The organism is Pedobacter sp. MR2016-24 (genome assembly GCF_026239655.1).
Classification (GTDB): Bacteria; Bacteroidota; Bacteroidia; order Sphingobacteriales; family Sphingobacteriaceae; genus Pedobacter.
Genome location: NZ_JAPIVO010000002.1, coordinates 497,945 through 523,372 on the forward strand (window position 1 = coordinate 497,945; position 25,428 = coordinate 523,372).

At 42.8% G+C, this 25,428-nt stretch carries 19 protein-coding genes; 11 read left to right on the plus strand and 8 right to left on the minus strand.

What is annotated here, in order from left to right:
- The first annotated feature begins 224 nt into the window (after positions 1 to 224).
- The 4 genes from OQX62_RS06365 to OQX62_RS06380 are packed head-to-tail and all read left to right on the plus strand — an operon-like array spanning position 225 to position 9,840.
- Positions 225 to 3,311, plus strand: coding sequence for a SusC/RagA family TonB-linked outer membrane protein (locus tag OQX62_RS06365; RefSeq protein WP_265830585.1), 3,087 nt, complete (start codon positions 225 to 227; stop codon positions 3,309 to 3,311).
- A 17-nt stretch (positions 3,312 to 3,328) separates the two neighbouring features.
- Entirely contained in the window at positions 3,329 to 4,870 is a 1,542-nt protein-coding gene (locus tag OQX62_RS06370; RefSeq protein WP_265830586.1) for a RagB/SusD family nutrient uptake outer membrane protein, read from the plus strand.
- Between the two features lie 44 nt (positions 4,871 to 4,914).
- On the plus strand, positions 4,915 to 7,596 hold the full coding sequence (locus tag OQX62_RS06375; protein ID WP_265830587.1) for a carboxypeptidase regulatory-like domain-containing protein: 2,682 nt from the start codon (positions 4,915 to 4,917) through the stop codon (positions 7,594 to 7,596).
- A gap of 27 nt (positions 7,597 to 7,623) precedes the next feature.
- Complete coding sequence (locus tag OQX62_RS06380) at positions 7,624 to 9,840, plus strand: alpha-galactosidase (RefSeq protein ID WP_265830588.1); 2,217 nt, start codon at positions 7,624 to 7,626, stop codon at positions 9,838 to 9,840.
- A 77-nt stretch (positions 9,841 to 9,917) separates the two neighbouring features.
- Here the strand turns inward: OQX62_RS06380 and OQX62_RS06385 are convergent, their stop codons facing one another.
- From OQX62_RS06385 to OQX62_RS06395, 3 genes are all read right to left on the minus strand, one after another.
- Positions 9,918 to 10,649, minus strand: a complete 732-nt coding sequence (locus OQX62_RS06385) for a class I SAM-dependent methyltransferase (RefSeq protein ID WP_265830589.1) — start codon at positions 10,647 to 10,649, stop codon at positions 9,918 to 9,920.
- A gap of 122 nt (positions 10,650 to 10,771) precedes the next feature.
- Complete coding sequence (locus OQX62_RS06390; protein ID WP_265830590.1) at positions 10,772 to 12,124, minus strand: serine hydrolase domain-containing protein; 1,353 nt, start codon at positions 12,122 to 12,124, stop codon at positions 10,772 to 10,774.
- An 86-nt stretch (positions 12,125 to 12,210) separates the two neighbouring features.
- Positions 12,211 to 13,467, minus strand: coding sequence for a glycosyltransferase (locus OQX62_RS06395; RefSeq protein ID WP_265830591.1), 1,257 nt, complete (start codon positions 13,465 to 13,467; stop codon positions 12,211 to 12,213).
- Between the two features lie 116 nt (positions 13,468 to 13,583).
- Between OQX62_RS06395 and OQX62_RS06400 the strand changes: the two genes are divergently transcribed.
- Complete coding sequence (locus OQX62_RS06400) at positions 13,584 to 14,165, plus strand: tRNA-(ms[2]io[6]A)-hydroxylase (protein WP_265830592.1); 582 nt, start codon at positions 13,584 to 13,586, stop codon at positions 14,163 to 14,165.
- 20 nt (positions 14,166 to 14,185) lie between these two features.
- Here the strand turns inward: OQX62_RS06400 and OQX62_RS06405 are convergent, their stop codons facing one another.
- Entirely contained in the window at positions 14,186 to 14,713 is a 528-nt protein-coding gene (locus OQX62_RS06405; protein ID WP_265830594.1) for a TlpA family protein disulfide reductase, read from the minus strand.
- 119 nt (positions 14,714 to 14,832) lie between these two features.
- Complete coding sequence (locus tag OQX62_RS06410; RefSeq protein ID WP_265830595.1) at positions 14,833 to 15,426, minus strand: hypothetical protein; 594 nt, start codon at positions 15,424 to 15,426, stop codon at positions 14,833 to 14,835.
- Positions 15,427 to 15,558: 132 nt separating this feature from the next.
- Here OQX62_RS06410 and OQX62_RS06415 point away from each other — a divergent pair, with 132 nt between their 5' ends.
- Both OQX62_RS06415 and OQX62_RS06420 read left to right on the plus strand, forming a co-directional pair.
- Positions 15,559 to 16,890, plus strand: a complete 1,332-nt coding sequence (locus tag OQX62_RS06415; RefSeq protein WP_265830597.1) for a sugar porter family MFS transporter — start codon at positions 15,559 to 15,561, stop codon at positions 16,888 to 16,890.
- 37 nt (positions 16,891 to 16,927) lie between these two features.
- Positions 16,928 to 18,055, plus strand: coding sequence for a dipeptide epimerase (locus OQX62_RS06420; protein WP_265830598.1), 1,128 nt, complete (start codon positions 16,928 to 16,930; stop codon positions 18,053 to 18,055).
- Between the two features lie 33 nt (positions 18,056 to 18,088).
- Here OQX62_RS06420 and OQX62_RS06425 read toward each other — a convergent pair whose 3' ends face one another.
- The gene (locus tag OQX62_RS06425) at positions 18,089 to 18,811 is read right to left on the minus strand and encodes a siderophore-interacting protein (RefSeq protein WP_265830599.1); all 723 of its coding nucleotides are present in this window, start codon (positions 18,809 to 18,811) and stop codon (positions 18,089 to 18,091) included.
- Between the two features lie 88 nt (positions 18,812 to 18,899).
- Here OQX62_RS06425 and OQX62_RS06430 point away from each other — a divergent pair, with 88 nt between their 5' ends.
- From OQX62_RS06430 to OQX62_RS06445, 4 genes are all read left to right on the plus strand, one after another.
- Positions 18,900 to 19,751, plus strand: a complete 852-nt coding sequence (locus OQX62_RS06430; protein WP_265830600.1) for an AraC family transcriptional regulator — start codon at positions 18,900 to 18,902, stop codon at positions 19,749 to 19,751.
- A 150-nt stretch (positions 19,752 to 19,901) separates the two neighbouring features.
- Positions 19,902 to 20,459, plus strand: a complete 558-nt coding sequence (locus tag OQX62_RS06435; RefSeq protein WP_265830601.1) for a TetR/AcrR family transcriptional regulator — start codon at positions 19,902 to 19,904, stop codon at positions 20,457 to 20,459.
- Between the two features lie 2 nt (positions 20,460 to 20,461).
- Positions 20,462 to 21,385 carry an NAD(P)/FAD-dependent oxidoreductase gene (locus OQX62_RS06440; RefSeq protein ID WP_265830603.1) on the plus strand — a complete coding sequence of 308 codons (924 nt, stop codon included), beginning with the start codon at positions 20,462 to 20,464 and terminating at the stop codon, positions 21,383 to 21,385.
- An 87-nt stretch (positions 21,386 to 21,472) separates the two neighbouring features.
- On the plus strand, positions 21,473 to 22,153 hold the full coding sequence (locus OQX62_RS06445; protein WP_265830604.1) for a DUF421 domain-containing protein: 681 nt from the start codon (positions 21,473 to 21,475) through the stop codon (positions 22,151 to 22,153).
- Here the strand turns inward: OQX62_RS06445 and OQX62_RS06450 are convergent.
- Positions 22,150 to 23,097 (minus strand): hypothetical protein, encoded by a 948-nt coding sequence (locus tag OQX62_RS06450; RefSeq protein WP_265830605.1) that lies wholly within the window; start codon positions 23,095 to 23,097, stop codon positions 22,150 to 22,152. The two genes, OQX62_RS06445 and OQX62_RS06450, sit on opposite strands and share 4 nt — an antisense overlap.
- A 177-nt stretch (positions 23,098 to 23,274) precedes the next feature.
- On the minus strand, positions 23,275 to 25,380 hold the full coding sequence (locus OQX62_RS06455; RefSeq protein WP_265830606.1) for a carboxy terminal-processing peptidase: 2,106 nt from the start codon (positions 25,378 to 25,380) through the stop codon (positions 23,275 to 23,277).
- Between the last annotated feature and the right edge of the window lie 48 nt (positions 25,381 to 25,428).

Consider the following 25,428-nt stretch of genomic DNA (forward strand, 5'->3'; position numbering starts at 1 on the left):
TGCAGGGAACACCATTTTTATTTGCAAATACAAGTAAACTTTCACACCTTTAAATTATAGTATAGAATAGTATAGCTCATTCGTACTCCTTAACCAAATTTAAACCGTTATAAAATGACAGTAATTCATGAACTGGATGGGGGAATTCCGCACGGCATTCTTATCCCGCCTTCTTTGATTTCAACAATCACAAATCATCAAATTCTAATCTTAAATAGTCAATTATGAGAACAGCATTTCTACTCAGAATAATGCTTGTCTGTACTTCGATTTTAATGTTTAACCCCAACTTCCTACAGGCTCAGGTAGCAGATAAAATTGTTACAGGTAAAACAACAGATGAAACCGGCGGGGTATTACCGGGAACAACCATCAAGGTTAAAGGCACAACGATCACTACGGTAAGTAATAATGACGGACAATTCAGTATCAAGGTTCCCGGTGTGGGCGCAGTACTTGTTTTTTCTTTTGTCGGTTATACTCAGCAGGAAGTTGTAGTAGCAAACCAGGCATCAGTAAACGTGCAGTTGAAGCCAAACGAGGCAGGCCGGCAACTCAACGACGTCGTGGTGGTAGGTTACGGAAGTCAGAAAAAAGGGGAGGTAACGGGTGCAATTTCCTCTGTAAAAGGAGAAGAGCTTTCCAAAATGACTGTTGGAACGATCGGATCTGCGCTGCAGGGAAAAGTTTCGGGCGTATCTGTGGTGGCTTCAGGCAGTGGGCCAGGCGCAAATCCGCAGGTTTTCATTCGTGGTATCAGTACTTTCGGTTCAAATGCACCACTGTATGTGGTGGATGGGGTACCGGTAACCGATATAAGCTTTCTTAATCCCAAGAACATTGCCACATTAGATGTGTTGAAAGATGCATCAGCTTCTGCAATCTACGGATCACGGGCTTCTAATGGTGTAATTATCATTACCACGACTTCTGGTACTATGGGTAAAACGATTATCTCGCTGGATGCAGCCACTGGATTTTCCAATGCATTGCGTAAACCCGACATGGCAGGATCTCAGGAATATGCTTCGGTCATGAATACTGCCGCCAGGAATTCAGGTAATCAGCCGGTTTATCCTGATCTGAATGCACTGACCAATTCTACCGACTGGTGGAATCAAGTGACACAAAGAGGAATTACCCAGGACTATAATTTAAGCCTTACCGGCGGATCAGAAAAATTAAACTATTCCAGCAGTATAGGCTATTATAAGGAAAAAGGTTTGGTGAGATCAACAGATTTCAACCGTATCAACTTCCGTTTAAAAACAGAATATAAGGTAAGTTCAAAAATTAAAATAGGGCAGGATATCAATATCTCGGGAACGGGCAGGACACCTTCGCCAAATCCGGGAGGAAGTAATTCCATTTTCCAGAATGCAATTCTTGCAGATCCTATTACGGCTGCCAGAGTTCAGCGTTCGGCTAATCCCTATGACAACTATGGCGGTTCACCAACGGACATTCCCAATTCACTGGCTGTAATTGAAAGGAACTTCCAGAATGCCAAACATACTTACCTGATTGGAAGTATCTATGCGAAGTATGAAATTATACCCGGACTAACATTTGAGCCCCGTTTTAGTATCAACGGAGATTTATATGAATACAATAACTTCTCACCCACGTATAATATTGATGCCGGGGAGTACAGCCTGATCAATTCGGCAAGCAGACAGCATGATATTTCAAAATACTGGAACAATACCAATACGCTGACCTATAAAAAGCAGTTGGGCAATCATAATTTCACAGTATTGGCTGGTTTCACAAATGAGAAATTCATAGATACCAGATTGTTTGCAAGCGGACAGGGAATCCCCTCCAATGATCCGTCCTTACAATATCCTGTAGCGTCTACGGGCGGTTTTAACATCGGTGTAGGTGATGGCGGAAGATTTGATAATGTCCGCACCTTACAATCCTACCTGGGAAGGATCAACTATAGTTATAAAGAAAAATATCTGCTTTCTGTGAGTGTAAGGGCAGATGGGTCTTCAATTTTTGCGCCTAAAAACAGGTGGGGAACCTTCCCGGCCTTTTCCGGCGGATGGGTACTTTCTAAAGAAGGATTCATGAAAAATGCCACATGGGTAGATAACCTGAAACTCAGGGCCGGATACGGTCAGGTAGGTAACCAGGGTGCTGTACCCCTGGGACAGTACGTTTCTAACTTAGGTACTATTTACAGTGCTATGGGCAGTACTGGTGAATCTCAGGTGGGGGTAATCAGAACTTCAGTTTCCAATCCCGATCTTAAATGGGAAACAGTAGAAGATATCGATCTCGGTCTGGATGCCGCTTTCCTGAAAAACAGGTTAACCGTATCGGGTGATTATTTCGTGCGTAATGTGAAAGACATGATCGCTACGCAGACGATTGTGGCCTATGCCGGATATGGCGGAAATTCTCCATGGACCAATGTAGGTACCATGCAGACCAAAGGGTATGAGTTCAGTATCGGTTACCAGGATAAGGCCGGAGATTTCTCTTACGGGATTAATGTAAATGCCACGCATTATACGGCTACGGCACAAAAACTGGCACAGGGAAATGATATCTTTTCTGGTAATACTTCTATTTTCGGAAGAACAAGTTTAACCCGTGAAGGATTCCCTGTGGGGTCATTTTTCGGCTTGCAGACAGACGGTATTTTCCAGAATGCAGGTGAAGTGAGCGCGTATAAAAATGGTGCCGGCACAGTAATTCAGCCGAATGCAGTAGCAGGAGATTTCCGCTTTAAAGATCTGAATGGTGATGGGGTGATTAATTCGTCTGACCGTACTTTTATTGGTAATCCTACACCAAAAATGACCTTCGGACTCAACCTTACGGCAGGGTACAAGAATTTCGATATGACACTGTTCTTTACCGGTAACCTGGGTGGTGATCTGGTCAATGTGCTTAAAGGATTTACCAATTCAGGAAGTAACAACTACAATAAGGTGAGCGGCCTGGAGAACATGGCCTGGAGAGGTGAGGGGACTTCTAATGAGATACCGCGACTTGCTGCTTTTGATACGAACGGAAACTTCTCCCAGTTTAATGATTTTTATGTAGAAAGCGGTTCATTTGCACGACTGAGAAATCTGCAGCTGGGTTATACCATTAATAACATCAATGCGGGTAAGATCAGGGTATTTGCAAGTGCGCAAAATCTGCTGACGATCACCAAGTATAAAGGCCTGGATCCTGAAATTGGTTATGGTACACAATGGACAGATGGTCCGTCTGCACTGAACAGAGGTGTGGATTGGGGTAATTATCCTACATCGAGAACCTTTCTTTTTGGCCTGAACTATACCTTCTAAAATCTAAACTATTCTTTATGAAAAGATATATTATAATGCTGTTTGCTGTAGCCAGCCTCGCAGCAGGATGCAAAAAGTTTCTTGACGAACCCATTATTGGTCGCCAGAACACAGAAAACTATTTTAAAACTGAAGCAGATTGCCAGGCAGCTGTTATCGCCTGTTATTTTGGGGCACATTCCGACCAGTGGTATGAGCTGGACAGGAGCCAGATGATGGGAGATGCATTAAGTGACGATGCTTTTAAAGGAAACTCTATTCCCGGAGATCAGTCGCTGTTCGGCGATATTGCCCGTTATCATTTTGATGCCACCAACGAATGGTTCGGCTTCAGGTGGTCATTGTTATGGAAAGGCATTGGAAACTGTAATTTCGCGATTGAGGGCATTACTACAGCTCCCATCAGCGATGCTGTTAAATCAGGTTTAATTGCACAGGCCAAGTTCCTGCGTGCCTATTGTTATTTTGAACTGGTAAAAAGTTTCGGTGGCGTACCATTAGTGCTTAACGTGCCTGATGCGCAGGCAGTGCTTTCGGTACCAAGATCCAGCAGAGAAGAATGTTTCGCGCAGATTGTTAAGGATTTATCAGATGCCGCTGCGGGTCTTCCTGAACGTTCGGCTCAGGGTGCTGCTGAAATTGGGCGGGCGACTAAAGGCGCGGCGAATGCTTACCTGGCTAAGGCTTATTTATATACAGAGAACTGGGTAGAAGCGCAGAAATATGCAGATCTGGTCATTGCGTCCAACCAGTATCGTCTGGAGACCAGCTTCAGTAATGTATGGAGCATAAAAAACAGAAATGGTGTAGAATCTATCTTTGAATTCCAGTACAATGCAGATCAGACTTTCAATTTAGGCACGGCCTTAACTTCAATTACCCGCAGCAGGGCCGATGGAGGCTGGGGCTTTGATACACCTTCCAGCAATTTGGAACAGGCTTTTGTAAGGGAAAATGATCCAAGGGAAAAATGGACGATCATTAAACAGGGCGATAATGTTGGTCCGGCTACTGCCAACTTTGATTATACCAAATACGATACTAAATTGTCCGAAAATGAGTCCGGCCGTAACACAAGGAAGTTTTACCTGGCACCAGAAGACCGTCCCGCAAATGAAACCTCACATTCGGCATTGAACATTATCCAGATGCGTTATGCCGATCTGCTGCTGATTGATGCTGAAGCGGCCTATCATAATGGGAATACGGGGGTAGCGCTGGCAAGCCTCAACTTAGTAAGAGAAAGAGCTAACCGGCTAAATCCCGGAACAGTATTGCCGAGAACTTCTTCCGGTGTCGCTTTATTAAATGATATCTGGCTGGAGCGCAGACTGGAGCTCGCGATGGAGGGTCACAGGTACTATGACCTGGTCAGACAACACCGTTTGGTACAGGTAATTAAAGATTTTTATACTTATAACAATACCACCAGCACAGATCCTTATGATAAAGGAAATCCTAAAGGGGCAGATGTTGCAGAAAAGCATAACTTGTTCCCGATTCCTCAGCAGGATATAGACCTGTCGAAAGGCGTGTTGAAACAAAACCCAGGTTTTTAAAATTGAAACAGGTCATGCAATGACTGAATTAATACTTACGGATAATGGAGAACTCAACAAAATATAAACTGGCGCGAATACTGATCATTACGATGGTCAGTATTTCGGTTGGTCTTTATCAGTCTGCCCGGGCACAGGAAAAATTCATAGAGGCAGAAGCTGCAACGCTGAGTAATGGCGCGCGAATAGAGGATTGTGCTACTTGCTCGGGAGGACATAAAGTAGCTGCGCTGGGCGATCTGGCAAATGGAAAACTGCAATTTGTGCTGAATGTGCCCCGCAGGGGTTTGTATCCACTGAATGTTTATTTCAGGGTATCTGACGACCGCAGCCTTAACATCTGGGTAAACCAGGAGGCTGTAGCACAGAAAGTCGTTTTCCGTCGTGTTGCCCCGGTAGAGCAATCCAGCGTGCAACAGGTTTTTATGGCTTTAAAAGCAGGGAAGAACACTATATCTTTTGATAACCCTGTAGAAGGAGGACCAGAATTAGACCGGATTGGTTTGATCGCTACTCCTGTAAAAGCATTGAGTTTTAAAGGACTGATAAAAGATAAAAGTGGTCAGCCTGTACCGGGCGTATCGGTACAGCTGAGAGGGAATGCCGAAAGGATGGTCACCACTAATGCTGCTGGTGCATATACGATCAATGATGTGCCTGCAGGGGAATACCTGATCTCTGCTTTTGCCAATGGAAAGTTGTTTTCACCCCATGCCAGGTCTGTCGCGAAAAATGAAGTACCGGCTGCACTGAACTTCACTGCCCAAAACTTTAGGAAGAGTGCTGCGGATGTAAAAAAGCTGAGTAATGGCGGGAACAGGATAGATTATAACATCAAAACGGGAACTGCGGATTTTTATAATAACGACAAGCTGATCCTGGTGAATGCCTATGCGGAAGTACATGTGCCTCAGGTTTTGTCAAGTATGGATTATGCACAGCATATCGTGAAAGAGGAGGACTTTTCCGACCAGCTTGGTCGGGGGAAATTGTTCACTGTAACATCTGCCGGTGCCGGATTACCTGAAATGGTACAGGAATACTGGTTGTATACTAACCAGCGTTTTATGCTGACCCGCGTTTCTGCAAAAGGAGAAAAACAGCTTGAGACCAGGTATATGTCGCCTTTAAAGTCTGAAACATCCCTGCAGGTATTGCCTGCCGGTGAGAATTATTCCTTATTTGTCCCGTTCGACAATGACAAATGGGTACGCTATGTAGCTTTTCCTTTTGATAAAGTAGTGTCCAGTCATGAAGTCTCCGTGTTGTTCAATAAAAAAACAAATCAGGGTTTAGTGATCGGATCTGTAGACCATGATACCTGGAAAACGGGTGTGGTGACGGCTACATCTGGTCATACCTTAAACCGGCTCGAAGCATATGGTGGTTTTACCTATGCTACTTCCCGGGATATCTTAGCCCATGGTAAAATCTCTGGTAACCGGGTGCAATCGCCCAGGATGTTTATCGGTAATTATGCCGACTGGCGGATGGGCATGAACGACTTTGCTAAGGTGAATGCCGGATTACATCACCGGATGAAATGGCCAGGCGGTGCACCTTTCGGCTGGAACAGCTGGGGTAAAATTCAGTTTAACCTTACAGGGCAAAAAGCAGTGGAAGTGTCCGACTTTTTCGCAAAAGAACTGCAACCCAAATCTTTTGAAAATGATGGGGTGAGTTATATCGGGATGGATGCAGGTGCGGAAAACAAGACTGACGAAGAATTGACCGCATTTGTAAATGCCTGTAAAAAGAACAATCAGATTCCGGGTGGATATTACGGACCTTTTGCAGATTGGGGCGGTGATAGCACAAAGGTGATTGAAGGAACTCCCTATACTTATAAAGAACTTTATCTGCGTGCCAATGGCAATAAACAGTATATAGATGGTGCTGCGGCAATCGACCCTACCCATCCCGGTACGCAGGCGCGAATGAAAAAATCGCTGGAAAGGTTTAAGAGGTTAGGGTTCAAATTTATGAAAGTAGATTTCCTTGCACATGCTGCACTGGAATCAGACCATTATTATAATCCAAAAGTAACCACAGGTATACAGGCCTATAATGAAGGGATGAAGTATTTGCGGGAGACTTTGGGCGATAGCATTTATCTGAATCAGGCGATCTCCCCTGTATTTCCGGCCGATTATGCACAGTCGCGCCGCATTGCATGTGATGTGTTTGGCGATACCGAAAAGATTGAATACGCCATGAATGCATTGACCTATGGCTGGTGGCTTACGGACGTATATTTATACAATGATGCCGATCACGTGGTTCTGGAAGGACATTCAGAAGCCGAAAACAGGTCGCGGGTAAGCTCCTCAGTAACCACTGGAATCTTTATTGCTGGTGATGATTTCAGTGCTGCCGGTACTGCTGAGGCGAAAGCAAAAGGAATTAAGTTTTTAACCAATGCTGCTATCAATGATATTGCCCGTTCCGGTAAATCTTTCGAGCCTGTCTATGCTGCCAGTGGTGGTAAAGCCGCAGATGCCTTTTTCAGGAAAGATGAGCAGTATCTGTATGTTGCCTTATTCAATTATGGCAGTGCTGCACAGCAATTTCAGCTTCCGGTTGCTGCGATAAGAGCTGCGGAGTTAAAGAACGGTGCTTATACGGAACTTTGGACCGGTGAAAAAGGTGTTGCCGGCGATTTGATACAACTAACTATTCCGGCAGCGGATGCACGCATACTGCGGTTTGATCTGTCAGGAAAATAAAATATATTACACTTCAATTTCTAAACTATGAAATACAATCTACGCTCCACTTTATTCAGGTTGCTGCTCTTAATTGCCCTGGTCTCCGGATCCTCATGGGTATTAAAAGCGAAGGATAAAAAGCCTTTGGTCATTCCATTGGAATCTAAAAATAATGCACTTGCCTTACAGGTAAATGCAAACGGAGATCTGGCAATGATCTACTTTGGGAAAAAGTTAGCTGATGTAAACGAGTACGCAGCAGTGCCGGGTGCTTATAAACAAACGAGCGACTATACCGGAGAGCTCAACGCTGCCTATTCCTCATCGGGATCAAGGAACCTGGTAGAACCTGCAATTACTGTCACCCATGCAGATGGAGATAATTCACTGGCCCTTAAATATGTGAACCATACGCTGACTGATGTTAAAGCCGGTGTGAAATTGTTAAAAGTGCAGCTTAAGGATCCTGCTTATCCATTTGAAGTAACGCTTTATTATCAGGTGTTTACCAATGAAGATGTGATAGAACAATGGAGTGAGATCCGCCACCAGGAGAAAGGAAATGTGGTATTACACAAATTCGCTTCTGCCAATCTGCATTTGAAAGGAAAGGAATTCTGGTTAAAACAATATCATGGCGACTGGGCAAAAGAGATGCAGCCAGAGGAAGCTAAACTGACACATGGTATCAAAACGCTTGACAGTAAATTGGGTACACGCGCGAACCTGTTCCAGCCCTCTGTATTTATGATCTCCATGGATAAACCCGCTACAGAGGATGAAGGCAGCGTATTATATGGTGCACTTGAATATAGCGGCAATTTCCGTGTAGACCTGGAGGTAGACTACCAGGATAACCTGCGCATCATTGCCGGAATCAATAATTATGCTTCTCCTTATACGCTGAAGGCAAATGAAGTGTTTACCACACCTGCATTTTTATATACTTTTTCCGATCAGGGAAAAGGTGCGGCCAGTCGTAAATTGCAAAACTGGGCAAGGGATTACAAATTGCTGGATGGTAAAGGAAACAGGCTAACCTTACTGAATAACTGGGAGGCGACTTACTTCGACTTCAATGAGAGCAAGCTTGCAGAACTGTTGAAAGATACCAAAAGGCTTGGTGTAGATTTATTCCTGCTGGATGATGGCTGGTTCGCCAATAAATATCCAAGAAATGGTGATACACAGGGCTTGGGCGACTGGGCAGAAAACAAACAGAAACTACCAAACGGGATTTCTTCACTGGTTAAAGAAGCAAAAAACAATGAAGTAAAATTCGGTATCTGGATTGAACCCGAAATGGTGAGTCCGAAAAGTGAACTGTATGAAAAACATCCTGACTGGGTAGTTAAAGAAGATAAAAGAGAAGAGTATTATTTCAGAAACCAGCTGGTGCTGGATTTGAGTAATGCAAAAGTGCAGGACTTTGTATATGGTGTAGTGGATGGTTTGTTTACTAAAAATCCTGATCTTGCTTATATCAAATGGGATTGCAATGCAGTGATTTACAATGCACATTCTGCAACGCTGAAAAATCAATCCCATTTCTATATCGAATACATGCGCGGTCTCTATAAGGTCTTAGAACGCATCCGTAAAAAATATCCCACTGTCCCAATGATGTTATGCTCGGGCGGCGGTGGCAGGGTAGATTATGCAGCTTTGCAGTATTTTACGGAATACTGGCCAAGTGATAATACAGATCCTGTGGAGCGTATTTTTATACAATGGGAGTATTCTTATTTTTATCCAGCTATCAGCAGTTCCAATCACGTAACAGATTGGGGTAAACAGCCTATTAAATTCCGCACGGATGTGGCCATGATGGGTAAATTAGGATTTGATATTGTGGTCAGTAAACTCGGAGAGCATGAGCTTCAATTTTGTAAAGATGCCATATCAACTTATAACAAACTGAAACCTGTCATCTATCAGGGAGATCAGTACCGACTGGCCAACCCTAAAGAGGGCAATGTTGCTGCTATGTTATATGTGGACAAGGAAAAAGCTAAGGGTGTACTATTCAATTACCTGGTCAGCAGCCGATATGATGAGGGGAGCAAATTGCCTATAAAATTAAAGGGACTTGATCCTTCAAAAAAATACAAATTTAAGGAGGTGAATGTTTATCCTGGCACAAGTTCGTCTATTGATGAGGGAGCTGTGTACTCGGGCGACTTCCTGATGAAAATCGGATTTAATCCGCAATTGAGTCTAAGCAGGACAAGTGTTGTGCTCCAAATTGAAGAGGCAAGATAGGTTCGCAGCGCTCTTTAATAAAATATGCTGATGTATGCTTAAGAAAGCCGTTTCCAGATCTGGAGCGGCTTTCTCTATTATTTTCCCACTCTCAATAAAACAGGGAAGGTAATTTCTTTTTTAACATCTGCTCCCCAGGCCGTTTTTAAGTCGGGCATAACCAGTTCCAAAGGATTTTTACCATTCGCTTTGATATAATGCTGCAAAGAAGACCATGTATTCAGGTAACCAATCAGCTCATCAAAATTCCAGGTCGTTTTTATAGCGAAGTCAGGCGTAGTTATTTCTTCAAAAGGGAAGGGGATGGTCTCATATTCTTCTTCAATATACACCCTTTCTTTATCCCAGTATTCCCCTAAAATCTCTTCATAAAGCACATCGATTACCTGATCTACTTTCTCATCTACCTGCATAATACCGTAACCAATTGCGGCAAAAATTCCTCCCGGTTTTAATGTCCTTTTCACTTCCAGGTAAAAAGCATCAAACTGGAACCAATGGATGGCCTGTGCAACGGTAATCAGATCGAAAACATGATCGCCAAAAGAGCTTCGCTCTGAAGGTTCTACCAGGTATGAAATATTATCCTGTTGCACTGCATGTTTCAATTGATTTTCGCTGATGTCAGTTCCGAAAACCTGTTTGAAATGGTTTGCCAGCTCCCGGGCTACCTGTCCGTTTCCTGTTGCGCAGTCCCAGGCTGTGTTTTTTTCTGCGACCAGTGACAGGAGGAAATCATATAATTCTTGTGGATAGGTAGGTCTGAACTGGGCATATGCGGCTGACTGTGTTGAAAAATTATCCTTCATAGGGTTAAGTTCTGAGATGAAAAAGGCTGTGAAACCATGGTATTGTAACGCAAATCGTTTATGTTTGTTTCAATAGCATATGATCTTATACCAGCAATGCTACATTGATCAACCATAGGATATTATTCTTTCTTCATTACAAAAGTACCACCACCTTGCTGTAAGGTCATTTCTTTTTTTGCAGGATCAAAAATCAATACTACACCAGCTGCTGCAAATTTAAACTCATTCACTTTAACCGCTTCCAGTGGAAAGGCAGGCTGACCGGTTGCCTGTCCCATTAATACAGCGTCTTTTTTGGTAATCGTGATTTTAACCGGCAGCTGAGCAGTAGCATATGTTCCCAGATAAGGATCCAGGTCTTCTGTTTTGAGTGTTAAGGAGCTGGACGTAAATGGACTAGTGGAGATCACGTAAGGTTTGTTGAAGAGAATACTCAAAAAGCCTATTGCAACGTCGTTAAGATTCGTATTTACGCCATTTGCTAAATAGGCGAAGGCTACTTTGTCTTCCGGGAAATAAGCCGTTTGTGATCTGAAGCCGTCGATTCCTCCATTATGACCATAGGTAGTTCTTTCATAAAACGGGAAAGAGAATAAAGGCATTCCATAGCCACCATTGATTGTTTTCATTGTATTCAGGCTGGTTTCTTTTACCAGTTTACCCGCAAACAGGGCATTCATAAAGCTGGTCAGGTCGGCCGCGGTGGAAACAACAGCACCTGCACCACCCGGAATACTCATATCCGTTTCTGTATCTGGTTGCCAGCTTCCCTGCCAGTTGTATGACATCGCCTCATTAGCTGAAGGATTTATTTTGCCACCATAGTAGGTATCTTTCAAACCTATTTTATCCGTGATTCTGCTTTTCAGCGCCGCGGCATAAGGCTTCTTGTCTAACTTCTCGATAATAAAACCTAACAAAATGAAGTTGGTGTTGCTGTATTCATGTTTAGCACCTGGTTCAAATACCGGTTTTGCAGCTTTAAAACTAGCCAGCATCTCTGCCTGAGATGTTTTCCTGCTCAGTTTCGATGTATAAGTAGTATCATTCGTGAAATTGAAAATGCCACTGCTGTGGTTCAGCATTTGTCCGATATTAATTTTATCAGCATTAGGTACAGTGGGGAAATAATCAGCCAGTGAGGTAGTCAATTTTAACTTTCCTTCTTCAATTAACTGAAAGATCATAGCACCTGTAAATATCTTGGTGATTGATCCCACCCGGTAGCGGGTTTGAGGATTGGCAGCTGTCTTTTGTGTTGCACCTATTTCACTGTATCCAATCGCTTTACTATAGATCAGCTGCCCATTTTTAGAAATGGCAATACTCATCATCGCCTTGTTGTTGGCTTGCAGCACATCAAACAGACTGTCCATTTTTGCCTTATTGAAAGTTTTGTCGGTATTACCTTGCGCAAAGGTAGTTTTAGCAGATAATCCGCATAAGAGTATGAATAATAGTAGTTTATGCATGTTCTTTGGTTTTCTATTGGAGCGTCGCTATTCTCAGTTGTTACGAGAAGCGTAAAATAAATTTTCCAGGAAGAAAAAACACGTCTTTATAAAGGTGAAGGGGCGTTTCCTTTTTTCTTCTCTTCAATCCAGAGCGACATATATTTTGTACTATTCGCCGTATGGTGCTGCAAAATCTGTCCGAAAAAGTTGTGTTGCCGGTGGGCAGTTAAATTCAGCGAAAAAGTTGTCAGTTTTTCAATAAACTGACGGCCAAATCCAGATTGTCCATAGCGCTCATTATTGATTTTTATACCATTTTCCTGCGCTTTCAACCATAAATCCTTGTCCTTGTACAGTTTCACCGCCTGAGCGATAAAAGATGCTGTGTCATCCTCAATTGCACCGTTCCAGTTCAGCTGCCCGTGCATGGCTTCTGCACCTATAGCTGTAGTAACTGCAGGGGTGCCTGTTTGCATCGCATCTATAAACTTCCCTTTTACACCTGCGCCAAATCTGATAGGTGCAAGTAATATTCTATGCTTTGCAATTTTTTCCTTTGCATCTTCAGCACGTCCAAGCACAAGAAACCCCTCTTTACTATTGTGTAATTGCGTTACCTTTTGTGTGGTATATGCACCGTAAATATAAAGTTGAACATCAGGTAGCCGCTTTCTTAATACAGGCCATATTTCTGCTTTTAATCTTTTGACGGTATCCCAGTTCGGTTCATGCAAAAAGTTACCAATAAATACGAAACCTTCACGCTCATCAAAACTTCTCCAATTCAGTCTATTTTCTTCTGTGATTTCGTTTTCCAGGAAGGGAAGGTAATAGATTAGCGATGTATCTACGCGGAACTGATTTTGCAGGATTTCCATTTCTATTTCCGAAATAATCAATGATAAATCACATCTTAATATGGAGGCGATTTCCCTCTTTGCCATATCAGTAAAAAGATCAGCAGCTTTTAACGTGTCGCCCGACTTGATGGCTATTTGTCTTGCATGACGTAAACAATGGAGGTCCTCCGTATCCAAAATACGTAGTGCATCCGGGCATTCCTGCTGTACCCTCCATCCGTACTGTTCTTCCACCATATAGCGGTCAAACATGACTATTTGAGGATTGATTTCTTGTAAAAATAGGTTGAAGCTGCTATCGTTTAGCCTGATTTGTTGTGCTGTTACTCCTAAGCGCTGCAGGTTATAACTGTATTCGCCTTTCGCGGCAGCAGAAGCAAAACAAACCTCATATCCTGCACTAAGGAACAAATTGATCAGCTGGATAACTCTTGTGCCCGCTGCCGATGACAATGGCTCCGGCCACACTAATCCGATAATCAATACTTTTCCTTTGTCCATGCTCCTTAAATTTACGCAAAATAGAGGTTTTTAAGTCAGAATCTCCAATCGCGATGATTATTGCTGGTTAACAAGCTGATTATGCTTAAATTTGGCGATAAGAATTACATCATCACATGCTTGGATTAAAATTACTGACAGACCCGCGTTGGGCAAATATTGCTGAATCAAATTTAGAAGAGATCTTAACCGACCATGCCTGGTGTGAGCAAAAAGCAGCAACAAACGCCATTACGCTGATCACCAATAATTCCGAGCACATGGACCTGGTGGAAGAGTTAACTGCTATTGCCATTGAGGAAATGCAGCATTTTCAAATGGTGGTAGAAATTATCAAACAACGTGGTTATACTTTAGGGCGTGAGCGTAAAGATGATTATGTGGGACGTCTGGTTAAGTTCAGCCGTAGAGACGGCAGCAGGAACTCTGCTTTTATAGACCGTCTTTTATTCGCTGCAATGATCGAGGCCAGAAGCTGTGAACGTTTCCGCGTATTATCGCAGAACATCAAAGATGAGGAACTGGCTAAATTTTATCATGACCTGATGGTTTCTGAAGCTGGCCATTACACTACCTTTCTAAACTTTGCACGTAAATATACGATCGATATCGATGTAGATAAACGATGGAAAGAATGGCTGGAGTTTGAAGGTGAACTGATTCAGAGTTTTGGAAACAAAGAAGCCATTCACGGCTAAGGCTGCTTTAAACGCCGAATCTATTTTGCTTTACGTGCTGCTTTGAGTTTTGTATCAATCAGCTCCGTAAGTGCGGCAAATTCCTTTTCGCTGTAACCTATTGATTGATAGATGATTTTACCGTTTTGGTCAATCAATACGTTTCTGGGGATAGACTGGGTGGCAAACTTGCTGAAAATACCACGGTTCAGGTCTGGCAATATAGGAAAAGTGAATCCTTTTTTAGCTTTAAATGGAGTTAATTTATCCCAGCCTTCTTCTCTTCCAAATACAAAGAGGGCAAAGTCAGGGTTGTTCTTGTGTTTGTCCCAGATCTGTTTCTGCATCACCGGAAGTTCAATGTTACAAGGAGGGCACCAGGTAGCAAACAAGTTGATCAATATGAGTTTTCCTTTGTAGTCGCTGATATTTACAGTTTTCCCTTTTTCAGTCTCAAATGAAAACTGTGGAACCTGATCACCGATTTTAGTTAAGGTAGCTGCATCATCCTGTGCAAAGCTTGCTAATGGCAATAAAAATAAGAGAAATAAGAGGTGAGACAGTTTCATAACAGCAGTATTTTGATTAAGACAATATATGATTTTTTCGGAAATCTTTAGACTGATATGAAATAATAAATGTTATAGAGATACCTTAATATTTCTAGTTATTATTAGTTATCGACTGATTATTTTACCGGCCACTTTCCATAATAAGCAATTGCCTTATAATTTCCGTTTACGCGTCCAAACACAAAGCCAAAAAAACTTTCTGCCTGGGTACCAGTTTCCTGATATTGTAAATAAGCTTCATACAATGTGCTGCCGGGATCAGTTACCTTCTGTAGGGTCTGATAATATAACTCATCCGGATGTTTGTTGATCTCTACGAGGCTGTCTGCAGGAAATCCAGGAATCAGGCGTAATACATCGGCATTAAATACCGCGCTGCGGTATTGACCGAATGCTGACTGCTCAATTTCACCCGAGGGTTTGCCCATGCTGGTCTCCGTCTCTTCATTACCGGTGTAAAAAGGAAAGTTTAACAGGCCTGGCAGCTGCGCAGCCTGATTGTTCTTTACCTGTTGTTTGAAATGCTCAAAAAAAGCAGTAAAATCCTCCTCGTCATTGATAAAAGCAGCAGCAGGTTTTTCTTTGGGAACCACCGCTGTAATATCTGACTTTTCGTTCTTTACCGCATTTGTAGTACATCCCGAATATAACAGCGTCAGCATCAATAAAGCCACCACAATTCTTTCCCTTTTTATTAACAACTGATTCATGATTTTTATCCGTTTAAGCGCTTTTACCTCTCTGATTGCAGCAAATTTACAAGAATTCCTTTACCTGTGTACCTCATCAGGTCAATATCGTGGCAGATTGTTTGTATATTGTTAAAACGTAATTTTTATGGTATGCAGAAGCAATATTCAACGGTATTTTTATGGTCTATTATTGTCGCCCTCGGGGGACTGCTATTCGGTTTTGATACTGCCGTCATATCGGGGGTAGAGAAAACCATTCAGCAACTCTTCCAATTGTCGCCCTTCTGGCAAGGGTTCACCATCTCTTCTGCCTTAATTGGAACGGTAATCGGGGCCTTATTCTCTGGTAGCCCGGCAGATAAATATGGTAGGAAGCCAATGTTATTCCTTACAGGAGCACTATTCGGACTTTCTGCGATAGCGAGTGCACTGGTTACCAACCTGCCGCTGTTTATTATCTTTCGTTTTATCGGAGGTCTGGCCATCGGCGCTTCATCTGTCATTGCACCCATGTATATCTCTGAAATTTCGCCGGCCAGTGTAAGGGGCAGAATGACTGCTCTTTTTCAGTTTAATGTCATCACCGGTATTTTACTCGCCTATGTATCGAACTACTTCCTGCGTGACATAGCCGGAGAGGATTCCTGGAGGTATATGCTCGGCGTAGGAAGTGTGCCTTCCGTGGTTTTCTTCTTCCTGCTTTTCCTGGTACCCGAAAGTCCGAGATTTTTAATCAAATCCGGTAAAACAGCTGAAGCTAAAAATGTGCTGGAAAGGTCTGGTGTACCCTTTGTGGACAAGGAAATTGAGGAAATAGAACGCAGTATGCAGCAAAAAAAAGAGAACCTTTTCTCTATGCGTTTTATCAAGCCAATTTCGATTGCGTTCCTCGTTGCGATGTTCAACCAGTTCTCTGGTATCAATGCCATACTCTATTATGCGCCACGAATATTTGAACTTTCTGGTGTTTCTGCTGCCGATGCCTATCTTCAGCCCATACTGATCGGAATTACGAATGGTATTTTTACCATGGTCGGGCTGGTGATTATCGATAAGGTAGGGAGAAAAAAACTGCTCATTGCCGGCTCTGTTGGCATGACGGTTTGCCTAGGACTGGTCGCCCGTTCCTTTTATATGCAGGATTTTGAAGGATATGGATTACTGATCTTTCTGATGGGTTATATTATGTTCTTTGCTTTTTCTACAGGTGCTGTGATCTGGGTACTCATCTCTGAGGTTTTCCCGAACAGCGTCAGGGGACAGGGGCAATCGCTGGGGAGTTTCACACACTGGTTTTTTGCAACAATCATCACTTTCCTGTTTCCGGTTGTAGTTGGAGATTCACCAATAGGCGGCGGATATGCATTTACTTTTTTTGCCGTGATGATGATCGTTCAGGCCATTGTGGTATGGAAATACTTCCCGGAAACTAAAGGGCGCACGCTGGAGGAAATCAGCGATGAGCTGGTAGCAAAAGAATAACAGGGATATCAATAAGCATTTATTTAATTAGGTTCTAATGAATAACAGAAGAGATTTTATAAAGACAACTGGTTTAATAGCGGGCGCTGCCCTGATAGGAGGAGAGAACTTATTTGCTGCGGAGAGGAGTAAGTTATCCGGCAAAGGGCGACTGGTATTGCGTTATAAACCCTATACACTTGATCTTAAACACGCCTTTACTTTATCTACTAGCTCAAGGACCACTACACCGGTAGTATTAACTGAAATAGAATATGAGGGCATAACTGGATACGGAGAGGCATCCATGCCACCTTATTTGGGAGAATCTCACGAAACAGTGCAGCGGTTTTTGTCGAAAGTAGACCTGTCAAAGTTTGATGATCCTTTCGACATGGAAAATATCCTGAATTATATAGACTCAATAGCTCCGGATAATCGCGCGGCGAAAGCCTCGGTAGACATTGCCCTGCATGATCTGGTAGGCAAGATCATGAAACAGCCATGGTATAAAATATGGGGTTACGATCCCACTAAAACGCCGGATACTTCTTTCACCATAGGTATTGATACCGAGGAGATGATCCGTCAGAAAGTGAAAGAAGCAGATCCCTATTTATTGTTAAAGGTGAAATTAGGAAGGGATACGGATAAGATGATGATCAATACCATCAGACAGGTAACTGATAAACCGATCTGCGTGGATATTAACCAGGGCTGGAAAGACAAACAGTTTGCGCTCGATATGGCCTTCTGGCTAAAAGAGAAAGGTGTGATCTTTTTAGAACAGCCGATGCCCAAAGAGCAGGTGGATGACAATGCATGGTTAACGGAACATAGTCCGCTGCCTACCATAGGTGATGAAGCTGTACAGCGCCTGGGTGATGTATTGAAAGCTTATAAGGTCTATAATGGTATTAATATTAAACTGATGAAGTCTACAGGTATGCGTGAGGCACATAAAATGCTGACCCTTGCCAGAGCGCTGGATATGAAAGTGATGATTGGCTGTATGACAGAGACTTCATGTGCCATTTCTGCTGCCGCACAGCTGGCGCCTATGACCGACTGGGCGGATCTGGATGGTGCCTTGCTGATTAAAAATGACGTGTACAAAGGGATGCAGATTGTGAAGGGCAAAGTCACCCTGAATGACTTGCCCGGGATCGGTATCAAAAAGATATGATTTAAAGATAGCCTGAATTCAATCCGGCTATCTTTAATTACCTTCCGCTGTTCCTTTTTTCCAATAGGCATAAGCAGCAAGTTCTTCTCGTTGAATACCCGTTTCAGTAAAATAGGTTCTTAAATTTTTAATTACGCTGGCTTCTGCTGCCGTGAACACATACCTGCTTTTAGTTGCCGGCAAAATCACATTCGCTACAGCTTCCAGCATCCGGTCTGTATGTCCTTCACCATAGATCCACTTGATTTGAACTTTAGAAGGTGTTTGCAACGGTAAAATATCTTCTTCCCCGGTCACCTGTATGATTGCTGTGCCCTCTGCTGTCGCAGGAAGTGTTTCCAGTATGACACTGATTACAGGTAAGGCCGTATGATCGCCCGCTAAAAGATACCAATCCACTGCAGGATATAATGCTGCGCTTTTATCTTTCATCCCAATTTCAATCACATCTCCTTTTACGGCATTGATGGCCCAGGCAGAAGCTGGTCCTTCATCGCCATGCGCAACAAAATCAACCCACATTTCACCCGCATCCAGATCCAGCGCCCTGAGCGTATAGGTTCTTCTGATCATCGGTGCATCAGGATCTTGCCCGGGAATAAAAATTTTGTTGTTCATCCCTATCGTAACATGTGCAAACTCCTGCAATGCTTCCCCTTCCAGCACTACCCTGATATAGTGCGGTGTTAAATATTCTTTTCGTTTTACACTGAATCTCCCTCGGATTACTGCTGGTTTATTATTTGTCTCTTCCATTTGTATTGTTATTTAATAATTGCAAAGGTTCACAATCAGACAGGTATGAAACAGGTATATTTTCACTATTTTTGAGTATAATTTAATTATGCGGCAGGATAAACAGTTTGAATCCCTTGTAGTTGTAGAACATCGTGTAGAAAAGCTCGAGAAAATCATTCACCTGCACAATTACTATGAATTTATATTTATTAAATCGGGCGCAGGCAATCATTATTTAAACGATGAGCTGACTACGTTTACTGCCGGCAACCTGTTTTTTATTAGTCCGCGTGACAGACATTCTTTAGAAATAGATGAGCCCGCTACCCTCATCAGCATCAGGTTTAATGAATATGCGAAGGGGAGAATAAAAGCATTGCAGAAGAAATGGAAAGGTGAGTTCTCCAGCTTGAAAAAGGGAAGGTCGCAGTTGAACATTAAAGTCAGTTTCTCTGAAAAAGATGTGCAGGTGGCCGCAGCTATTTTCAATCTGCTCAGCACGCTTAAAAATGATATTCTCAGTAATGAGGCCATTATTTATTTGCAGTTGATTGCCCTGGTATCCCTGATCGAAAGAAATCTTTCTTATGGAAATGATACCGTTACACAACTGCAACCACCGACCGTACGTGAAAAATCTGAATCATTACTGGCTTATATCCACAGGCATATATCCCGACCGGAGATGCTGACCGCCGCTAAAATCGCCGCCCATCACGGATGCTCTGTAAACTATATAGGTTTATATTTTAAGAATAAGATCGGAATGAATCTTCAGGCATATGTAAACCAGTGCAGGCAAACTATTATTGGAAGAAAACTCCTTAGCAGCGATGTGACGATTGCAGAACTGGTAGCCGGATTTGGTTTTACTGATGCCAGTCATTTTAATAAAAGCTTTAAAAGATATTGGGGAATGAGCGTTTCTGCCTATCGCTTAACCCATCAGCAGGCATAGATTTATAGTGATACAGGTATCTTTAATTAAAGGTATCAATATGTTTTTATATCTATACAAAGATTCAGTATCCCCTTCGTAAAACCGCTGTGAGCAATCTTCTATATTTAAATGTCTCAAATATGAGAAATTGTTCATAGTTTTGTGAATATGTTACAAGACACGCAGCAGAAGATTATAGACAGCGCCATTATCATTTTTAATGATGATTTCTCCGCACCAATAGAGAAGGTAGCAGATAGGGCAGAAGTTACCCGCCGCACGTTACACCGTTACTTTGGCGAACGCAAAGATTTACTTTTGGCCTGTCAGCTCGAAATGCAGAAAACCTGCAGGGCGGGAATGTTAACCGCTTTTGAAAGCTCTCCCGATCTACTCGTAAAGCTGGAACAGATGCTCTATGCCTGTATAGACTGTGGTTCCAAGTATTCTTTTTTGAATAAACTGCACAACCAGCAGGGGCATATACACGATCATGAAAATGAGGAGTGTGTAAAATATGATCATTCATTTGGACTGATTACTACTGTCATATCCGGCTTGCAGGAGGAAGGTTTAGTGAGTCGACAATTGACCGTGGAATGGATGACCTCCCTTTTTACAGGTATCATACGTTCAACAATCGATGCTTTAACATCCGGTACTGTCGCCAGTGCCAGTATCAAAAAATTCGCCTGGTTTTCATTTAGTAAAGGAATAGGAGCATAAACATGAATAAAGAAAATACAACATTCGACGTAGTCATTATTGGCGGTAGTTATGCAGGCTTATCCGCTGCAATGGCCTTGGGTCGTGCCCTCAGAAATGTGCTGGTGATAGACAGTGGTAAACCTTGCAACGCGCAAACACCGCATTCACATAATTTCATCACTCAGGATGGGGAAGCGCCGGCTGCGATAGCTGCCAAAGCAAAAGAACAGGTAATGCAGTATCCCACTGTTCAGTTTTTAAACGATACCGCTGTTGCGGTGACTGGAGAAAATTCCAATTTTAGCGTTAGCACCAGCGCCGGACTGACCATACATGCCAAAAAGCTATTATTCGCCACAGGTGTGAAAGATATTATGCCAGCTATTGAGGGTTTTGCTGCCTGCTGGGGAATCTCTGTCATTCACTGTCCTTACTGCCATGGTTATGAATATAAAAGTCAGCCTACGGGAATCCTGATGAATGGTGATATGGCGATAGATATGGCAGAGCTTATAGAGAACTGGACCAGTCAGCTCACCATTTTTACCAATGGAAAATCTATTATCTCTAACTCCAGGCTGGAGCAGTTTTTAACGTTAAGCCAGGTTCAGGTGGTAGAAAAAGAGATCAGGAGCTTTCAGCATATCGGGGGACAACTGCAATATATCGAATTTACAGATGGGTCTATCCAAACACTGGATGCGCTCTATGCGCGACCAGCTTTTATACAGCAGAGCAACATTCCCGAACTGCTCGGCTGTCGCTTTACGGAAGCCGGATATCTTGTCGTTAATGATATGCAGCAAACCAATATCCCGGGAGTATATGCTGCTGGTGATAATATCACGATGCGCAGAGCTGTTTCTGGCGCTGTAGCCACCGGAGGTTTTGCAGGAGCGATCATCAATCATGAATTGATAGCCGATAAATTCGGCAGGCATTAATAAACTGATCAACGGTAGCAGGAGTCCCAATTTAAATGACTGCTAAACAAAATCGATTATAATGAGTTTAAACAGTAGTATTATATTATGGAATGGACTCAGATATTTTTTAAGGGGGTAGACCTCAGTTTGGCAGTAGAAGTTGTCGCGCGTACGTTAATCATGTTCGCATTGATCCTGATTGTATTGCGTGCCACAGGCAAAAGAGGGGTAAGGCAGCTGTCTCTATTCGAGGTAGCTATTATTATCGGGTTAGGGTCAGCTGCGGGCGACCCTATGTTCAATCCCGATGAGCCCATCCTGCCAGCCATTATCGTATTTATAGTGATTTGCGCTTTTTATCGCCTGATGACCTGGCTGGCTTCAAAAAGTGAAAAGTTTGAAGTTCTGGTAGAAGGAAAGGCACTATATATTATCGAAGATGGCATGTTTGATCTGGTAGATCAGAAAGAGCTGTTTTTTGGGAAAGATGAGTTTTTGGCAGAGATGCGGCAGCAGAATGTGGAGCACCTCGGGCAGATCCGAACAGCTGTTCTGGAAACCAATGGCAATGTGAGCTTCATCTTTTTCGATGAAAAAGAAGTGAAAAAAGGTCTCCCGATATGGCCTAAAGTTTATGAGAAAAAAAGTAAACTGATACCTGCCCCCGGAACATATGCCTGTACCTATTGTGGAAATGTGGAAGATATTACCACTTCCTCACATATTTGCAGACGGTGCAACTGCGAGGAGTGGGTAATGGCACTCGATACTAAGCGTTGCAGTTAACAGGCTACCGTATCCGCTGTGCTTAAAATAGATTTAACCTGTGCGTGAGAATAAGTACGGTCAGCACTGGAAATCATATGGCGTGAACCAGCAAGCTGTATTTGATCCTTGTTGAAGGCAAATGTCATTTTACCCATCTTAACACCTTTAGGTGCAGGATTGCTGATATAAACTTCATTTCCTGTACTATTTCTTAAAACGGCTGTGGTTCCGGCAAGTTTATGCGTACTGCTGCCTACTATGAAATCGATATGTGCAGCGTTTTCTGCCAGTTTGGTATTATCCGGAAGATGATCCTGTAGTCTGTAATCCAGTCCGGAAAGACAAACTACGAAATCACATCTAAGTTCATTCTTTAAGTGTGCCGCAATCTTATTTGCACCTTTAACCGGGTCTGAAAAACGGATACCCTCAATTTGTGGCCCCACCCCTGTGATACCAATCTTTAATTTTCCCAGCCTGATCACCTGAAAAGTTTTTACTTTTTTTGTAAGATGCTGATTGCTGAATTGGTAATTACAGTTAACCAGATCAAACTGCATCACATTCATGAGCTGAGCCAGATTATCTTCGCCCTGAGCCAGTTCCTGTATCCCCGGAGTACTCACATGATAACCGGCTTTATTCATGGCCTCAACAACTGAATACTGATGATCCGCAGTACAATTGCTTCCCAGGAAGTTACCGGCATCTAAAAGTAGCCCTCCATCCTCCTGTTTGTCAAGTAGTTTTTTCAGCTGTTTTATACCGCCTGTATTTTCTTTGAAATGTTCAATCTCTCCATTTAGATGTGCACTGTGATAAATTACCAGATTGGTATCCAGCGACGCTAAAGTATGCGCACTTTTGGTGATTTGTGCCAATGAATCTATCGGCTGACTGAATAGGGCTGCGGTAACCGCTAGCGTTGAAGTTTTTAGAAATGACCTGCGGTTATCTGACATGTGAGAATTAATTAGATACTATAAATATATATAATTAATGTTTACAGTTCAAAATGAAAAGCTCCTGCCCTGATCATTTCCCGTTACAGGTAAAAATCAGATAGGTATCAGGCATTTTTATGATCCTTTCAATTAAACATCCCCTTTCCAATAGAGGAAAGGGGATGTACTCAAATTTTATGTAACCGGTACTTTACTAATAATCATTACCGCTTTTTTGATATAAATATCCTTGCTTAATTTCTTCGTCCAGTCCTTATAGCGCTCCATTTTTGCTTTTTCAAGCTCGTCCAAATGGTCATGAGCAGACTCCTGCTCAATAGTAAGTAATTTATTATCCGGTAACTCCAGCGCTTTGATTAATTGGTCTGACTCAGTTTTCATTGTCGCTCTTCTCGCTTTGAAATCAGTCATCTTCAGATTGATTTTGCTATTCTGAGATTCATCCAGTGACAGCGTGTTTTTTCGGATGAGCTGAAACGCAGAATCAACAGCGATCAGTTTGTTCCCCAGATCTTTGAACATGGAAATCTCAGCCGCATTCGCCGCAGCTGTGTAAACCGCCGGGGGGATACTGTCCCATGCCATAGCCAGCGGCCTGTCCTGCTCCCGGAATTTTAATAATTCGTAAGGATCAGCAAGAATCAGATCGGGCACCACGCCTTTCAGTTGCGTAGAACCTCCGTTAATGCGGTAAAACTTTTGAATCGTCATTTTTACGGCAGCTTCCTGACCAGGCTCGGCACCTGTGGACTGAAAATTATAAATTGGTTTTGGTGCCTGCACCGTTCCTTTTCCAAACGTTGAGGTACTGCCAATAATCACCGCTCTTTTGTAATCCTGCATTGCTGCAGCAAAGATTTCTGATGCAGAAGCACTGTATTCATTCACCAGCACTGCAAGAGGGCCGGTATATAAAACACCTTTGTCCATATCTTTCAATACCTGTATTCTGCCCTGTTTGTCCTTTACCTGCACTACCGGGCCTTCAGGAATAAACAGACCTACCATTTCAATCACTTCCTGCAATGAACCGCCGCCATTGTTGCGCAGATCGATCACAATGGAGCTTACCTGTGCTGCCTTCAGTTTAATCACTTCCCTTGCTACGTCAGCCGCGCAATGAAAACCCTTTGGATTGTTAAAATCAGCATAAAACTGAGGCAATGAAATGTATCCTACTTTAACTCCTTCGTTATTGATCACCACACTTCTGGCCAATGCTTCATCCTGCACAATTTCCTGTCGCACCAGCGTCACTATCTTCTCCGAACCATCTGCTTTGATCAGACCCAGACGTACCGTGGTACCTTTATCGCCACGGATCAGTTTAATTGCATCCGTAGTACTTAGACCGGTAATATCTTCCATTGGTCCCGTTGTGCCCTGTCCAACTTTAACGATTTTATCGTTAATGCCAATTTCATTGTTTTTCCATACCGGACCACCTGGTTCGATTCCCTGAATTTTGATGATACCATCTTCCTCCAGTAACCTTGCCCCGATACCATAAAACTTCTTGCTCATTTCCTGATCAAACTGTTTTTTCTCTGCCGGTGGCATATAATTCGTGTGCGGATCCATGCATTCTGTAATGGTGTTCACAAAAACATCAAATTGTTTATCCATGTTCAGATCCGCCTTTATCCTTACAAACCTTCTGTTTAGTAATTTAAGGACTTTTTCCCGCGCTTCTTTCTCCAGCTGCAGATCAGTTTTTTTAGGACTGTCCGCTGTTTTCGTTACCTGATTTTGCAGGTTCTGTGCAGCTATCAAATTATCAAGCGTCAGATACTTTAACTGCAAACGCCATCTTTCTGCCCGCTGTGCACTGGTAGTTGCATACTTATAATTCGCTTTATCTTTTTCCAGGTATTCTTCTTTTGTAAAAACGAATGGGTTTGCAAGGATGGCCTTATATATTGCCATCGCTTCGTCCAGTCTTTTCACCATTAAACTGGTTACAGCAGGGTAAAACCTGATGTCTGCACCATGTATTTCATCATCAATAGCCACTTCATATTTCTTCAGTGCTTTCACATCTTCATCCATCAGGATTTCTTTGGCGTGATCCAACCTGTCAATATACTGTTCGAAAATTATTTTTGAAAAGGCATCATCTATCGGTCTGCCGCTATAATGATATTGTTCCAGCATTTTGCCTACTGCTGTTAGAATGACTTTTTGTTTTGCCGGGTCTGCTGCTTTGGAACTCACAGGCGAAGACCAGGTAAAGGCCGCCGTTAACATAATTAATACTTTGCACCACGTGGTTCTGTTCATTTGTGTTGTCAGTTTTGTTGATTAAATGAGATAGGAAAGATGAGGTCT

Excerpts from the sequence above, each read along its gene's own strand:
- OQX62_RS06450 (WP_265830605.1), bottom strand. The coding sequence starts at position 23,097 with ATGTCAGATAACCGCAGGTCATTTCTAAAAACTTCAACGCTAGCGGTT.
- OQX62_RS06370 (WP_265830586.1), top strand. The coding sequence starts at position 3,329 with ATGAAAAGATATATTATAATGCTGTTTGCTGTAGCCAGCCTCGCAGCA.
- OQX62_RS06455 (WP_265830606.1), bottom strand. The coding sequence starts at position 25,380 with ATGAACAGAACCACGTGGTGCAAAGTATTAATTATGTTAACGGCGGCC.
- OQX62_RS06445 (WP_265830604.1), top strand. The coding sequence starts at position 21,473 with ATGGAATGGACTCAGATATTTTTTAAGGGGGTAGACCTCAGTTTGGCA.
- OQX62_RS06415 (WP_265830597.1), top strand. The coding sequence starts at position 15,559 with ATGCAGAAGCAATATTCAACGGTATTTTTATGGTCTATTATTGTCGCC.
- OQX62_RS06410 (WP_265830595.1), bottom strand. The coding sequence starts at position 15,426 with ATGAATCAGTTGTTAATAAAAAGGGAAAGAATTGTGGTGGCTTTATTG.
- OQX62_RS06395 (WP_265830591.1), bottom strand. The coding sequence starts at position 13,467 with ATGGACAAAGGAAAAGTATTGATTATCGGATTAGTGTGGCCGGAGCCA.
- OQX62_RS06440 (WP_265830603.1), top strand. The coding sequence starts at position 20,462 with ATGAATAAAGAAAATACAACATTCGACGTAGTCATTATTGGCGGTAGT.
- OQX62_RS06375 (WP_265830587.1), top strand. The coding sequence starts at position 4,915 with ATGGAGAACTCAACAAAATATAAACTGGCGCGAATACTGATCATTACG.
- OQX62_RS06430 (WP_265830600.1), top strand. The coding sequence starts at position 18,900 with ATGCGGCAGGATAAACAGTTTGAATCCCTTGTAGTTGTAGAACATCGT.
- OQX62_RS06425 (WP_265830599.1), bottom strand. The coding sequence starts at position 18,811 with ATGGAAGAGACAAATAATAAACCAGCAGTAATCCGAGGGAGATTCAGT.
- OQX62_RS06365 (WP_265830585.1), top strand. The coding sequence starts at position 225 with ATGAGAACAGCATTTCTACTCAGAATAATGCTTGTCTGTACTTCGATT.
- OQX62_RS06385 (WP_265830589.1), bottom strand. The coding sequence starts at position 10,649 with ATGAAGGATAATTTTTCAACACAGTCAGCCGCATATGCCCAGTTCAGA.
- OQX62_RS06400 (WP_265830592.1), top strand. The coding sequence starts at position 13,584 with ATGCTTGGATTAAAATTACTGACAGACCCGCGTTGGGCAAATATTGCT.
- OQX62_RS06420 (WP_265830598.1), top strand. The coding sequence starts at position 16,928 with ATGAATAACAGAAGAGATTTTATAAAGACAACTGGTTTAATAGCGGGC.
- OQX62_RS06380 (WP_265830588.1), top strand. The coding sequence starts at position 7,624 with ATGAAATACAATCTACGCTCCACTTTATTCAGGTTGCTGCTCTTAATT.
- OQX62_RS06435 (WP_265830601.1), top strand. The coding sequence starts at position 19,902 with ATGTTACAAGACACGCAGCAGAAGATTATAGACAGCGCCATTATCATT.
- OQX62_RS06390 (WP_265830590.1), bottom strand. The coding sequence starts at position 12,124 with ATGCATAAACTACTATTATTCATACTCTTATGCGGATTATCTGCTAAA.
- OQX62_RS06405 (WP_265830594.1), bottom strand. The coding sequence starts at position 14,713 with ATGAAACTGTCTCACCTCTTATTTCTCTTATTTTTATTGCCATTAGCA.